Origin of the sequence: Hyphomonas chukchiensis (genome assembly GCF_000682695.1) — a bacterium.
GTDB lineage: Bacteria > Pseudomonadota > Alphaproteobacteria > Caulobacterales > Hyphomonadaceae > Hyphomonas > Hyphomonas chukchiensis.
This window is the reverse complement of sequence record NZ_AWFG01000001.1, coordinates 491,690-505,077: the sequence shown is the minus strand read 5'-3', so window position 1 is coordinate 505,077 and position 13,388 is coordinate 491,690. Positions and strand designations below refer to the sequence as shown.

Below are 13,388 nucleotides of genomic sequence, written 5' to 3'. Positions count from 1 at the left end.
CAGACCGGATCCCAGACATGAAATTCTTCGTCGATACAGCTGATACCAAGGACATTGCCGAACTGGCCGCGACCGGTCTGATTGATGGCGTCACCACCAATCCTTCGCTGATCGCCAAGGCCGGGCGCCCCTTCGCTGAAGTGATCCAGGAAATCTGCGGTCTCACCACCGGCCCTGTCAGCGCTGAAGTCGTCGCGACCGATGCCGAGGGCATGGTGCGCGAAGGCCGCAAGCTGGCCAAGATCGCAGAGAACGTGGCGGTGAAACTGCCGCTGACCTGGGACGGCCTGAAAGCCTGCCGCACGCTGTCTGACGAAGGCACGGCCGTTAATGTCACGCTTTGCTTTTCGGCCAACCAGGCCCTGCTGGCTGCCAAGGCTGGCGCCGCATTCATCTCGCCCTTTATCGGCCGTCTCGACGACATCAATTTAGATGGCATGGAGCTGATCGCCGACATCCGCCAGATCTATGACAACTACCTGTTCGATACGGAAATCCTGGCCGCCTCGATCCGCACCCCCAATCATGTGAAGCTCTCTGCGCTTGCCGGTGCAGATGTGGCCACCATGCCCCCAAGCGTCATCAAGAGCCTCGTCAACCACCCGCTGACGGACAAGGGCCTTGAGGCCTTCCTCGCCGACGCGAAGAAGGCAGACATCAAGGTCTGATGCATCATGGCTGAGGCCGTCGATCGCAAAGGGCGCGTGCTCATCATTGCCGGTTCGGACTCGGGCGGCGGTGCCGGCATCCAGGCCGATATCAAGACCGTTACCATGCTCGGTGGCTATGCGATGACGGCCGTCACCGCCATCACGGTGCAGGATACCAAAGGCGTGCACGGTGTCTGGCCGGTGCCCATTGATGCCGTCATCGGGCAAATGCGCGTCACGCTGGCCGATATTGGCGCCGACGTAATCAAGACCGGCATGCTGGGGTCGGCCGCGCTGGTTGAGGCCATTGCCGAATGTCTCGACGAGCACGCCTTGATGATCCCGCGCGTGATTGATCCCGTCATGGTTGCGACATCCGGTGACCGGCTTGTCGACGCAAAAGCTGTCGAAGCGATCCGTTCCGAACTGGTGCCGCGTGCCCGTCTGGTGACGCCAAACGCCCCGGAAGCGGAAGTGCTGACCGGCAAGGCCGTCGAATCCATCGATGGCCAGCGCCGCGCGGCCGACCGCCTGCTCGAACTCGGCGCCCATGGCGCGCTGGTCAAGGGCGGGCATATCGGTGGCAGTGTGATCACCGATGTGTTGCAGACCACAACCGGCGAATGGCTGTTCGAAAGCCCACGCATCAATACAAGTTCCACGCATGGCACAGGCTGCACGCTGGCCTCCGCCATCGCGGCCTATCTCGCGCAAGGCGTCAGTGTGCCGGACTCGGTTGAGCAGGGGCGCGACTATCTTCTGGGCGCGCTACGGACCGCGAAGGGACTCGGAATGGGCCATGGACCGGTCAACCATGGCTGGTCACTGGACCGGGAATAACCCGTTAGGCGCACTGAAGACCCTGTCAGAAATCGTCGTTTCTGTACGGACAGGCGGTGTGCTTAAAGCGTCTCTCAGGAGATAAGCCGATGACCCAGCCCTTGCCCCTCTACCAGGTTGATGCCTTTGCCACCCGTGCATTTGAAGGCAATCAGGCCTGTATCATGCCCCTGGACGCCTTCCTTCCGGACGATGTCATGCTGGCCATCGCCGCCGAAAACAATGTCGCTGAAACGGCCTACATCGTCCGCACAGGCGAAGAGAGCTGGAACCTGCGCTGGTTCACCCCAGCCGTTGAAGTACCGCTCTGTGGCCATGCCACGCTGGCTGCGGCGCATGTGCTCTTCACCCATGAGGGCTTTGCGGGCGAGACAATTGCCTTCGACACGGTCAAGTCCGGACGCCTGACCGTGCGCAAGCTGGAAGACGGGCGGCTGGAGATGGATTTTCCGTCGGGCCCGATAACAGAAATCCCCGTCAGCGACGATGTCGCTGAGGCGCTCGGTGCACGGCCTGTTCAGGCGTGGGGCGGCATGTTCTATGCGGCCATGTTCGAGACGCCTGAGGCCGTGCGGGCACTGAAGCCGAACCTGAAGGCTCTGGCGTCCCTTGGCGTGCCGGGTGAAGGCTGGGACAGGGGCAATTTCGGCTGTTTCGCGCCCGGTGGTGAAAGTGTCGATGTGACCAGCCGTTTCTTTGCGCCCGGCAGCGGTATTGACGAGGACCCGGCCACAGGCAGCTGGCACACGATGCTGGCACGCGTCATGTCGGAGCGGTTCGGCAAGCAGGTTCTATCCTGCTTCCAGGCCTATCCGGGCCGCGGCGGACGGATCGACACGCACCTGCAGGGCGACCGCGTCAAACTCTCCGGCCACAGCGTGACCACAGTCGAAGGCCGATTTTTCCTCCCGATGTAAAATCGCGTCTGGCGTGCGGCCATTTGCGGGCGGCATTAAAGGTCGATATTGTCTCCATAGGCACTCCCGGCAGCCTTGTGGATTATTCAATATGAGATTTCGATCAGGATTGCGCGGGTTCCGGCGTCCAAGTCTTTGGGCTGCCAGCAGTCTGCTTTTGGCCGCATGCTCTGTGGCGCCTGCGTCCGACCCCAAGCCGGTATCTTGTGACGCAACCATGCTGGGCGTGGAGCGGACGATAAAGGTAACGCCCAGAACCGGACCGATTGATGCGCTGCTGAAAGACCGCGAAGTGGTCCTGACATTCGATGATGGACCCGATCCGAAGCGAACGCGCGCTGTGCTCGACACGCTCGACAAGGAATGCGCCAAGGCAACCTTCTTCCTGTTGGGGAACCAGGCGAGCCGCTATCCGGCAATGGTCCGTGAAATCAGCGCGAGGGGCCATTCTGTCGGGAGCCACACATGGTCTCACGCCAACCTTGTGGAGCTGAATGATGCGAGGGCCAGGGACCAGATCTCGCGGGGGGAGGACGCGGTCAATGCGGCCCTTTCCAGTCTCGACAAACGGTCCGTGATGTTCCGCTTTCCCTACGTGGCGACGACGCCCGACTTGTCTGCGCAGGCGCGGGACATGGGCCTGCTTGAAGTGGGCGTGACAGCCGACGGCGCCGACTGGACCCGCATTTCACCTGAAGCGGCCGTAGACCTGGTGTTTCAAAAGCTGGCGCTGGCGGGAAACAAGGGCGTGGTGCTTCTGCACGATCCCTTTGACCGTTCGGACAAGCGCACGGCGCTGCTCCTGTCGCGTTTGAAGCAGGACGGCTACAGGATTGTCGCCCTCGAAACCACAAATTCCGGCCGGTAACCTTTCGCTCTTGATGGCATGATATGTGCAATCGCGATGGGTAAACTGACGCGTATTCCGCGCCAGTCACTCGCGCGTGCTTAGGGAGCGTAGTCTTGTCAGAACGTGGAATCATGTCGCGTTTGCGTGTCACTCTGGTGCCTTGTGTCATCGGAGCGGCGACATTCGCCCTGGTGGCAAGCGGCTTTTCGCTGGCGCTGCGCCGCGCGGCGCCCGTGCCGGACATGAACGTCTTGAGCCCCAAACTCGCCGCCTATCGCGATCATGCCGCCGACTATGACACCGTCTTCATCGGCACATCGCGCACCTTCTACCATATCGTCCCTGACGAGGTGGAGACCGCCATGCAAGCCGAAGGCTGCCAGCGGCCCAATGTGTTCAATTTCGGCGTCTTCGGCCTGACAGGCGCCGAGCAGGACTGGCTGCTTGATCAGGTTCTTGCTGCGGGGCAGGGTGCTTTGCGCACGGTCGTCATGGAAGACCCGCTGCCCGAAGCGCGCTCGCTGGACGATGCCACGAACGAACGCGCTCGCTTTTTCCACGCACCATCTGACTATTCCGCCACGCTGAACAGTATCAGTTCCTTCCCTGAATCTGCGCCGAAAAAGGTTTTCCGGCTAGGCATGTTCGGCGCGGGCGCCGCTTACGACCTCTCCGGCGTTGGCCGGGCGGCTGAATTTTTCTTCCCGGCTCCCGTGAAGCCAGCGCCATACGAAATGGATATGTCATCAGACGGGTTCGAAATTCTGGGCTCGATTTCGTCGCCAGACATCGAAGCGCGCCGCAAGGACTTCGTAGATCATCCGGAAAAATACGACGAGGCCTTGACGCGCTACGGCGCGGCCAGTGACGAAGCTGTCGAGGCGCGTGCCGTTTATCTCGAAACACGGCTGCGCCGCCTCCAGGCGCAAGGTCTGAATGTAGCGCTCTTCGTCTCTCCGGACCCTGAGGAGCTGGACCGTACGCCTCGTGTCGGTCTCGAACTTGCGCGCATTGCGCCGGACCTTTCCGTGCTGAATTTCAACCGGCCCGATGTCTATCCCGATCTCTTCGGTCGGAATCTCTGGTTCGATCACAGTCACTATGGCGAGGAGGGCGCGCGAAAGCTGAGCCGCCTTGCCGGCGCTGAGCTCTGCCGCGATCTGAAGCAGTCGGACGCAGGAGGTCAGCATGCTGTTCGTTGAGCCACGCTTCTTCCTTTTCTTTGCCGTCGTTTTCGGTCTCGTCTGGATCCTGCGCAATAATCTCTGGCGCAAGCGCGTCCTCACGCTAGCCTCCTACGTCTTCTACGGCGCCTGGGATTGGCGGTTTCTGGGCCTGATCCTGCTGATCACCGTGATCAGCTATCTGGTGGGCGCAGCCGCCAGCCGTTATCCGGCGGGAGACAGGACGCGAAAACTGGCTCTGACGGCGGGTATCGTCGCCTCGCTCGCCCTTCTGGGTGTGTTCAAATACTTCAATTTCTTCGCTGACAGCTTTGTCGATTTTGCCGGCATGATGGGTTTCAGCGCGGGCTCGGTCACGCTGAACCTGGTCCTGCCCGTCGGCATCAGTTTCTATACATTCCAGGCCATATCCTACATGGTGGACGTCCATCGCGGCGACATTGGCGCGCGGCGCTCTTTCCTCGATGTAGCCTTCTATATCGCCTTCTTCCCGCAGCTGGTGGCGGGCCCCATTGTGCGGGCTTCGGAATTCATTCCGCAGATGGATACAGCGCGCAAATGGGCCGATGTCAGCGTGCGCGCCTGCCTGACGCTGTTCCTGATCGGCTTCATCAAGAAGGCCTGCATCTCGGACAATATCGCGCAATATGTCGACGTCATCTTTGCCGACCCGTCCTCCTTTGCCGCGTCGCAGGTCGTCGCCGGCGTGTTGCTCTACGGTATCCAGATCTATTGCGACTTTTCAGGTTATTCCGACATGGCGATCGCCTGCGCGGGCCTGCTTGGCTACAAGTTCCCGGCCAACTTCGACTCGCCTTACCTGTCGGCCAATATCCAGGATTTCTGGCGCCGCTGGCATATCAGCCTGTCCTCATGGCTGCGCGACTATCTTTACATTCCACTTGGGGGCAATCGGCGCGGGAATGGCCGCCGGGATGTGAACCTGATGACCACCATGGTGCTGGGTGGCCTCTGGCACGGCGCCTCGTTCAATTTCGTGATCTGGGGTTTCCTGCACGGGATAGCGTTGATCGTTCAGCGCTTCTGGCACCAGCTTGTGGCACGGCGCGTCCCGGCCATGGGGCTTCTGGGGGGCTTCATTGGCGGCGCTGTGACCTTTTACTGGGTGAACCTGGCCTGGATTTTCTTCCGGGCGGCCGACCTCGGCGAGGCGCTGAGCATCTCGCAGACATATCTGACATGGTCGTCTGCCGGGCAAAACGTTCTGCCAATCGCCGTCTGGCCACTGCTGGCCTGTGTTGGCCTTGCACACTGGCTGTCGCATCGGTTCGGCGCACAGGAAATGATCGAGCGTCTCGCGCCTAATCGCTTCGCGGTGACCTATGGGGCGATTGTGGCGATTGCGATCGCCTTCGTTCCGCTCGGCTATCGCCCGTTCATCTACTTCCAGTTCTGAATGGGCGCCGTGCCCCTTGGTACCTCTGGCCGGACTCGAACCGGCACTCTGTCACCAGAAACGGATTTTGAATCCGTCGCGTCTACCAGTTCCGCCACAGAGGCCCTTTGCAGGGAAGGCCTCTCCTGCCGCATCGCAGCCGGTCCTGTCAATCATCTCGACGCGGCGCGAGAAGGTCGCTAACACAATCACCATGCCAAACGCCTCTTTTGCCGCCGAGCGGACCTTGTTGCAAACCCTTGAGGCCATGGCCGCAAGCGCCCCTGAAGAGGGGCTCACGCTGCGCAATATCATGGATCAACTGGATGAAAGTGCCTTCGGCGCCGGGCTGTTTTTCCTGGCTCTGCCCTGCTGCATTCCATTCCTCTATGGCGTGCCACAGGTGGTTTCATTGCCCATGATGGCCCTGGCAGGCCAGATGGCCGCTGGCCGTTCGCAGCCCTGGATGCCGGAAAAGTTCGGCGAGCGGAAAATCGACCGCAAAGGCCTGACCCAGATGGCCAAGGGCGGACGCAAATGGCTTGGCTGGATCGAAACCTTCACAAAACCAAGGCTGAAGGGGATCACGGGCAAGCGATCCGAGCGTATTATCGGCGGTTTCCTGTGCCTTTTCAGTGCTTCGATTCTCGTGCCCCTGCCGATGACGAACACCGTGCCGGGTTTTGGCGTGGCGCTGGCGAGTTTCGGCCTGATCAACAAGGACGGTGTTCTGGTTATTCTCGGCCTGCTCCTGGGGTTTGCCTGGATATTCGGACTGGTTGTGCTTGGGCCTGTCGCACTGTTGGCCCTGATTGGCGCCGCGAAGGATGCAATCATGGGGCTCACGGCATCGTGACGCTGCGCCGCATTGTGGGTGCGGGCAAGGGCGGTGTTAGTGGCGAAATGTTGAAGCTCCAGATGCTCCTGAGGGATTGGACGTGGCCGGTGGCAGCGCTGGTCATATCTGCGCTGATGATTGCCATCGCGCATGGTTTCCAGACATTTGGCGGGCTTGCGCCCTGTCCGCTCTGCCTGCGCCAGCGGGAAGTCTATTGGGCCCTGATCGCCATGACGATTACAGGTCTCGCTATCTGGCGATGGCAGCCCAAGCGGCGCTTCCTCGTGGCGCTGAATGTGCTGATCGGACTCGTGTTTGGTGTGGGCGCCGTTGTGGCCGCCTATCATGCCGGCGTGGAATGGAAGATGTTCCCGCCACCGGCTGGCTGCGCCGCGGCAGCAGCCGTCGACCCTTTCGCGATCAAGGATCTGAACCAGAATTTCCACGTGGCTGATTGTACCGCCGCACCCTTCTACATCCTCGGCCTGTCCATGGCCGGATGGAATGGTGTGGTCTCGCTAATCCTGTCAGCGCTAAGCTTTGTGGCGGCCGCGGCGACGGTGCGGCGCTAGAGACCAAGCACTTTGCGCGCGATAATGGTGCGCTGGATCTCGTTCGTGCCCCCATAGATCGACTGGGCGCGGCCGGCGAAATAGGCTGATACATCTTTTGCGGCGTGGAGAGGCAGGCCGATATCCGCTGCGTTTGCACCGAAACCTGGCTGGGCAAAGGTGGCGGCTGTGTTGAGGAAAAGCTCGGTAATCTGCTGGTGAGTTTGCGTCGCGAGGATCTTTATCGTCGAGGCAGCATCACCCGGGGATCCCCCCGAAGAAAGCCCGGATAATACCCGAAAGACCGTCATTTCGAGTCCGTCGACAGCCATCTCGGCCTCGGTGAGCTTGCGGGCGAAGGCCACATCATCGATCAGGCGATGGTTGCCGCCATTCGGAATGGAAGAGGCTAGTTCGCGGGCATGGCGCAACATGGCACGCTTGCCGCCAATGCGGGCATAGGAGGTGCGCTCGAAGCCGAGCAGGTATTGCGAATAGGTCCAGCCCTTGCCCTCTTCGCCGATGCGATAATCCTCGGGCACTTTGACATTATCGAACAGGACTTCATTGAGGACGTGCTTGCCGTCTATCGTGATGATCGGGATCAGCGTGACGCCGGGCGCGTCCATCGGGCAGCAGATGAAGGTGATGCCTTCCTGCTTCTTGCCTTCACTGCTCGTGCGCGCGAGCAGGAAGATCCAGTCGGCATGCTGAGCCGCGGAAGTCCATATCTTGTGGCCATTGAGTGTGTATGTGCCATCCTCAAGAACGGCGCTGAACTGGAGCGAGGCGAGGTCTGAGCCCGCGCCCGGCTCGGAATAGCCCTGCGCCCAGCCGACGGAACCGTCGCGGATGCCCGGCAGCCATTTGGCTTTCTGATCGTCGGAGGCAAATGTGTAGAGCACAGGGCCGACATAGACCACGCCCATCGGCGTGACGGTCGGCACGCCAGCGCGCTCAAGTTCTTCATCGAAAACGTATTGCTCTTCGACCGACCAGCCGGGACCGCCATACTCCTCAGGCCAGGCACTCGCGAGCCAGCCTTTAGCACCAAGCGCCATTTCCGAGCGGCGGATGTCTTCGGTTGTCAGGGATTTTCCCGCCCGGTTTTTCGCGATGATCTCCGCAGGAAACTCGGTCTCGAAGAAGGCCCGTACTTTTGTACGAAAAACTTCAGTTTCAGGGCTGAAGGTGAGGTTCATCTTTGGCTCCGCAGCAGGCGTTCCTAAAGCCTAGGCAAGGTGCCTGTCCTGACAAGCCCTGCCGCGACGTCGCTTCGAATGCGTGTGGTGTGAGCTGCGTCAGTCCTGCCGGGGCAGGGTGAGACCGCCTTGCGTTGCGGTAATGGGGCGGATGCTGCCATCCTCATTGAAATAGAGGTGCTCGGCGCGAACCGAGCGGCGGCCCATTGCGCCTTCCACACCATCAATGCTGAGCGCCGCATTGTGATAGAAGAAATACCAGTCGCCCTTGAATTCGACGATACCGGGATGGATCGTGAAACTGTTCTCGCCTGGGCCCATGATCTTTCCGCGATAGGTCCATGGGCCTGTGACGGTTGGCGCAGTCGAATAGTAGATCTGTTCGTTCTCGTTCTCCGCCTCGTCGATGCCTGCATAGGCCATGTAGTAGAGGTTGCCACGTTTAAAGAGCCACGGGCCTTCCTCGAAATGCGTCAGGGCCACTTTCCGGATTGGCGCGGCGAAGCTCACCATGTCGGCTGCCAGGGGCGCGTAGTACAGATTCGCATTGCCCCAGTAGAGCCAGAACGTGCCATCCTCGTCCTCGAAGACGGTGGGATCAATGTCATCCCATGTGTGCGGGCCGTCGGTTTCTGAATTTGCGACGAGCGCCTTGCCGAGTGCATCAGTGAAGGGGCCTGTCGGGCTATCTGAGACCGCGACACCGATGGACTTGCCGTGATCTGTCTCATCATGCTCGACGGCAGTGTATAGCCAGAACTTGCCGTCCTTCTCGATGGGTTCAGATGCCCAGGCATCGGCAACCGCCCATTTGAAATCGGTCGGTTTCATGATGACGCCGTGATCGGTCCATGTTTTCATGTCGTCTGTTGAATAGACACGCCAGTCGGTCATACGGAACATCTCGCCTTCGCCGGCCTCATCATGGCCGACATAGAGGTAGACCCTTCCGTCGTGCACAATGGGGGCGGGGTCAGCCGTGAAGATATTGGTGATGATCGGATTGGTGGCCTGCGTGGCGGCGGGTTTAGCGCTGCGGGGTTCAGGCCCCGGGCTGCTGCAGGCGGCAAGCGATGCAATCAGGACGGTCGCTGCAAGGCGGTTCGACATGGCATAATCCTCCTACAATCTGCCGTTTCTGACTGTCCGGACCGGCAAGACTGAAGTCAAGTTAGCGCTAACTTTTCTGGCTTGTTGATAGCGGGAAATGAAAAAGCCCTTCCCGTTTCCGGGAAGGGCTCTGTCATGGTCGTATCCGGAAGGCCTCAGGCGGCCTTCTGGGCTTCGATCCAGGCGTCGACCTTGCGCTCAAGTAGTTCGAGCGGCAGCGAACCGCCACCGAGAACCGTATCGTGGAAGCCGCGGATATCGAACTCGTCGCCAAGTTCTGCTTCGGCCTTCGCACGCAGCTCCTGGATCTTGATCATACCGATCTTGTAGGCGGTCGCCTGACCCGGCATCACGATGTAGCGCTGCACTTCCGAACGAGCCTGCGTTTCCGTAATGGCGGCATTATCCAGGAAGTACTGGACGGCCTGTTCCTCGGTCCAGCCTTTCGAGTGCAGGCCGGTATCGATCACGAGGCGGATGGCGCGCCAGATTTCCGAGCCGAGGCGGCCGAAGTCCGAATAGGGATCGGCATAGGTGCCCGGCATTTCCTTGGCGAGCCATTCAGCATAGAGGCCCCAGCCTTCGGCATAGGCCGTAAAGCCTGCCTGTGTGCGGAACATCGGAACGCCGGTCAGCTCCTGTGCGATCGAGATCTGCATGTGGTGGCCGGGAATTCCCTCATGATAGGCAATGACTTCCAATTCGCGCTTCGGCATGGATGTCATGTCAGACAGGTGAGCGTAATAGGTGCCGGGACGCGAGCCGTCCGGTGTGCCGGGATAGTAATGCTGGGCGGCGCCATCCTGTTCGCGGAATGCCTCGACGCGTTTCACGACGAGATCGGCCTTGGGCAGGATGCCAAAATAGTTTGGCAGCTGTTCCTTGATGCGGTTGATATCGGCCGTTGCGTCAGCGATATAGGCGAGACGGCCTTCATCTGTATTCGGATAGTATAAGCGCTCGTCATCCTTGCTGTCGCGCAGCATGGTGAAGAACTCGTTCAGCGTGCCCTCAAACCCGACCTTTTCCTTGATGGCCTCCATGTCGCCGCGCAGGCGGGCAACTTCCGAAAGGCCAAGTTCGTGAATCTCGTCGGCAGTCATCTGCGTGGTTGTCTGGGTTTCGAGGCGATAATTGTAATAGGCAGCGCCATCTGGCTGGAGGTAGGCGCCGACCGGCTGGGTCGAGTCCGGCGAGTTGGCCATGTCAGCCGTCGCGAAGGCGATCACGTCTTCATAGGCGGTGAGGAAATCGCCCTTTAGGGCTTCTTCCGCTTCGGCGAGCAAGACGCCGGCTTGCACATCATCAATGCTGCCTTTTTCGACGAGAGACTGGATGTCGGATTTGATGTCAGCATAGATGGCGCTGTCCTCACCGTCCGTGAACGGCGCGCCAGTGATGATTTTCTTGGACTGGTCGATAACGCCTTCATAGGCAAATTTTGGGGCGTGCACGCCGCGATCGGCCGATTCCTGGGCTACATCGATCGCTTCATGCAGAGCGCGGGCGCTGCCGCTGATGCGCTTGATGTAGGCGGTCATGTCTTCCGGCGTATCAACCGTGTGGAAGCTGATAAGGAAGGTGGGCAGGAAATTCTGAATGCCGTTCATCTGGTCGAACACGAAACCATTGTAACGGAACGCCGCACCTTTGGCGGCTTCGTCATATTGGTACTTCCAGATATCGTAGGACATCTTGTCCTCCGCCGAGAGCGCATCATAGTCGAAGGAAGCTTCCATTTCCTCGGTTGCTTCTTTCAGCCAAGCCAGTTGTTCATCCTGGCAGGCCAGTGTCATGCAATCGATCTGGTCGTTCTTGTCCTTGCGGCCCAGGAAGGTCAGTCCCATGGGGCTGAACTGGAGCTGTTCTTCGTATTTGGCGTCAAACCAGGTATTCAGGCGTGCACTCAATTCGGCCTGGGTTTCAGCCGGTGCTTCGGCGACAGATGTGGCATTGAGTGATTCCGCCGGCGCTGGCTTTGTAGCGCAGGCCGACAAAACAAGGGCGAGGGCGATGATGGAAACGGAGCTGCGCATTTATGAGGGTCCTCTCAGCATTTTCCGATTAACGATATGTGAGGTATCGCCTTCTGCGGCGCGCTGTCAATTGGCAAGCGTGGGTAGGACGGCTAGAGGGGTGTGATGACAGATCCACGCATATCGCCTGACAACACGGCCCGCAAAGACCAGCGCAATGTGCGTATCGGTACGCGCGGATCCCCCCTCGCGCTGGTGCAGGCGCGCCAGATCGCAGCCTCGCTTGAGGTCGCCTCAGGCGGCGCCCTGCGCGGTGAGATCGTGCCGTTCACAACAACGGGTGATCAGCTGACGACCGAGCGGCTGATAAATTCCGGCGGCAAGGGGCTTTTCACCCGTGAACTTGATTCGGCGCTGGACCGGGGTGATGTCGACATTACCGTGCACAGCCTGAAGGATGTGCCAGCTGTCCTGCCAGCGGGACAGACATTCGGGGCTTTCCCGCAGCGTGAAGATGCGCGCGAGGGTTTCCTGTCGCCGCATGCCGAGAAACTGGCAGAGCTGCCGAAAGGCGCCAAGGTCGGTACGGCCTCGCTGCGGCGGGAGTCGCAGACACTTGCATTGCGGCCGGACGTGGAGATCGTGACGTTCCGGGGGAATGTCGCCACGCGCATGCGCAAGCTGGAGGATGGTCTGGCAGATGCCACCTACCTTGCCATGGCCGGGCTGACGCGGCTTGGCATGGCGCATCTGGCCGTTCCGATACCGATGGAAGAGATGCTGCCATCGGCGGGGCAGGGCATTATCGGGGTGGTGATGCGTGAAGATGGCGATGCCGGTGTACGTGAGGCGCTTGCCGGGATTGATCATGCTGAAACGCGCGCCGCTGCAACAGCCGAGCGGGCTTTCCTGGCAGCTCTGGATGGCAGCTGCCGTACGCCTATTGCCGCGCACCTGTTTGACCGGGGCACGGAATGGGAACTGATCGGGGAAGTTCTTGCGCTGGATGGCCGTCAGCGCTGGCGCGCTGATGGGAAATGCCGCAAAGATGCGAGCGAAGCGCAGCTGGCGGCGCTCGGGCGTGACGTGGCGGCTGATATTCGCACTGCAGCTGGCGGCGTGCTTCCCGCCTTCGTGGACGAGTGGTGAGCCTTCCCGTTATCGTGACGCGGGCTGAGCCGGGGGCGTCCGAAACGGCCGCGCGTTTAAAGGCTGCTGGATACAAGCCGCTCCTCTCCCCCGCGCTGGTGCTTGAGCCTCTGGGTGCTGACCTCGACCTGAGGGGCGTGACCGATCTCGTGTTCACCAGTGCGAACGGCGTGCGCCACTTTCCGGCGGTCAGCGATAGCGTGCAGAGAGTCTGGTGTGTAGGAGAGGCAACCGCCGAGGCTGCGCGCAAAGCGGGCTGGCAGGGCGTTCGTGAGGGCAATGGCAATGCGGTCGACCTGGCGGAGCATATCATTGCTGCGCCGGAAGCCCGGACGGGCGTTTTCCTGCATATTGCCAATGAGGCTGCAGCTGGCGATCTGATGGCGCGTTTGACGGCGGCGGGGGTGAATGCGCGGTTTGCGGCGCTCTATCGCACGCTGCCAGTGTCTGCGGTGGCCGATAGTGCGGCGAGCGCGCTGACCCGCGCGGCGCGTGTCGTCATTCTTGTGCATTCGGCCAAAGGGGCTGCGGCATTCCGGAATGCGGCACGCGGCCTGGACCTCAAGCGGTCAATTATCGTGGCGATATCGGAAGCGGCCAGCAAGCCTCTCGTGGGTTGCGGCGCGAAGGCTGTCGTCAACGCGGCGCAGCCAAGCGAGACTGCGCTGATGGAAGCGCTGGACACAGCCGTTCTGGCGCTCTGAAGGCGACCTTTGATCGCCATG

General features: G+C 60.6%; 13 protein-coding genes and 1 tRNA gene. 10 read left to right on the top strand and 4 right to left on the bottom strand.

The features are described 5' to 3' along the window. The first annotated feature begins 17 nt into the window (after positions 1 to 17). The 6 genes from fsa to HY30_RS02430 all read left to right on the top strand — a co-directional run bounded on the left by fsa (position 18) and on the right by HY30_RS02430 (position 5,858). Positions 18 to 668 carry a fructose-6-phosphate aldolase gene (gene fsa, locus HY30_RS02455; protein WP_034736482.1) on the top strand — a complete coding sequence of 217 codons (651 nt, stop codon included), beginning with the start codon at positions 18 to 20 and terminating at the stop codon, positions 666 to 668. A 6-nt stretch (positions 669 to 674) separates the two neighbouring features. Then, on the top strand, positions 675 to 1,490 hold the full coding sequence (gene thiD, locus HY30_RS02450) for a bifunctional hydroxymethylpyrimidine kinase/phosphomethylpyrimidine kinase (RefSeq protein WP_034736480.1): 816 nt from the start codon (positions 675 to 677) through the stop codon (positions 1,488 to 1,490). Between the two features lie 89 nt (positions 1,491 to 1,579). Then, complete coding sequence (locus HY30_RS02445; RefSeq protein ID WP_034736478.1) at positions 1,580 to 2,407, top strand: PhzF family phenazine biosynthesis protein; 828 nt, start codon at positions 1,580 to 1,582, stop codon at positions 2,405 to 2,407. A gap of 217 nt (positions 2,408 to 2,624) precedes the next feature. Further along, positions 2,625 to 3,275 carry a polysaccharide deacetylase family protein gene (locus HY30_RS02440; RefSeq protein ID WP_051614674.1) on the top strand — a complete coding sequence of 217 codons (651 nt, stop codon included), beginning with the start codon at positions 2,625 to 2,627 and terminating at the stop codon, positions 3,273 to 3,275. A 95-nt stretch (positions 3,276 to 3,370) separates the two neighbouring features. Next, positions 3,371 to 4,459 carry a hypothetical protein gene (locus HY30_RS02435; protein ID WP_162176880.1) on the top strand — a complete coding sequence of 363 codons (1,089 nt, stop codon included), beginning with the start codon at positions 3,371 to 3,373 and terminating at the stop codon, positions 4,457 to 4,459. Beyond that, entirely contained in the window at positions 4,446 to 5,858 is a 1,413-nt protein-coding gene (locus HY30_RS02430) for an MBOAT family O-acyltransferase (RefSeq protein WP_034736475.1), read from the top strand. Before HY30_RS02435 ends, HY30_RS02430 begins: the two co-directional genes overlap by 14 nt. 17 nt (positions 5,859 to 5,875) lie before the next feature. Here the strand turns inward: HY30_RS02430 and HY30_RS02425 are convergent. After that, positions 5,876 to 5,962 (bottom strand) — tRNA-Leu (locus HY30_RS02425). An 89-nt stretch (positions 5,963 to 6,051) separates the two neighbouring features. Here HY30_RS02425 and HY30_RS02420 point away from each other — a divergent pair. Together HY30_RS02420 and HY30_RS02415 are read left to right on the top strand one after the other, a co-directional pair. Further along, entirely contained in the window at positions 6,052 to 6,693 is a 642-nt protein-coding gene (locus HY30_RS02420) for an exopolysaccharide biosynthesis protein (RefSeq protein ID WP_051614723.1), read from the top strand. Continuing rightward, positions 6,690 to 7,247 (top strand): disulfide bond formation protein B, encoded by a 558-nt coding sequence (locus tag HY30_RS02415; RefSeq protein WP_241765619.1) that lies wholly within the window; start codon positions 6,690 to 6,692, stop codon positions 7,245 to 7,247. Before HY30_RS02420 ends, HY30_RS02415 begins: the two co-directional genes overlap by 4 nt. Here the strand turns inward: HY30_RS02415 and HY30_RS02410 are convergent. The 3 genes from HY30_RS02410 to HY30_RS02400 form a co-directional block, all read right to left on the bottom strand. Further along, positions 7,244 to 8,428, bottom strand: coding sequence for an acyl-CoA dehydrogenase family protein (locus HY30_RS02410; RefSeq protein WP_034736474.1), 1,185 nt, complete (start codon positions 8,426 to 8,428; stop codon positions 7,244 to 7,246). The two genes, HY30_RS02415 and HY30_RS02410, sit on opposite strands and share 4 nt — an antisense overlap. A 99-nt stretch (positions 8,429 to 8,527) precedes the next feature. Beyond that, complete coding sequence (locus tag HY30_RS02405) at positions 8,528 to 9,538, bottom strand: glycoside hydrolase family 43 protein (RefSeq protein ID WP_034736473.1); 1,011 nt, start codon at positions 9,536 to 9,538, stop codon at positions 8,528 to 8,530. A gap of 155 nt (positions 9,539 to 9,693) precedes the next feature. Beyond that, a complete protein-coding gene (locus HY30_RS02400) occupies positions 9,694 to 11,574 on the bottom strand; it encodes a DUF885 domain-containing protein (protein WP_034736472.1) in 1,881 nt (626 codons plus the stop codon). 105 nt (positions 11,575 to 11,679) lie between these two features. Here HY30_RS02400 and hemC point away from each other — a divergent pair, with 105 nt between their 5' ends. Continuing rightward, positions 11,680 to 12,663 carry a hydroxymethylbilane synthase gene (hemC, locus tag HY30_RS02395; RefSeq protein ID WP_051614673.1) on the top strand — a complete coding sequence of 328 codons (984 nt, stop codon included), beginning with the start codon at positions 11,680 to 11,682 and terminating at the stop codon, positions 12,661 to 12,663. After that, complete coding sequence (locus tag HY30_RS18985) at positions 12,660 to 13,367, top strand: uroporphyrinogen-III synthase (protein ID WP_051614670.1); 708 nt, start codon at positions 12,660 to 12,662, stop codon at positions 13,365 to 13,367. Before hemC ends, HY30_RS18985 begins: the two co-directional genes overlap by 4 nt. Positions 13,368 to 13,388: the final 21 nt, after the last annotated feature.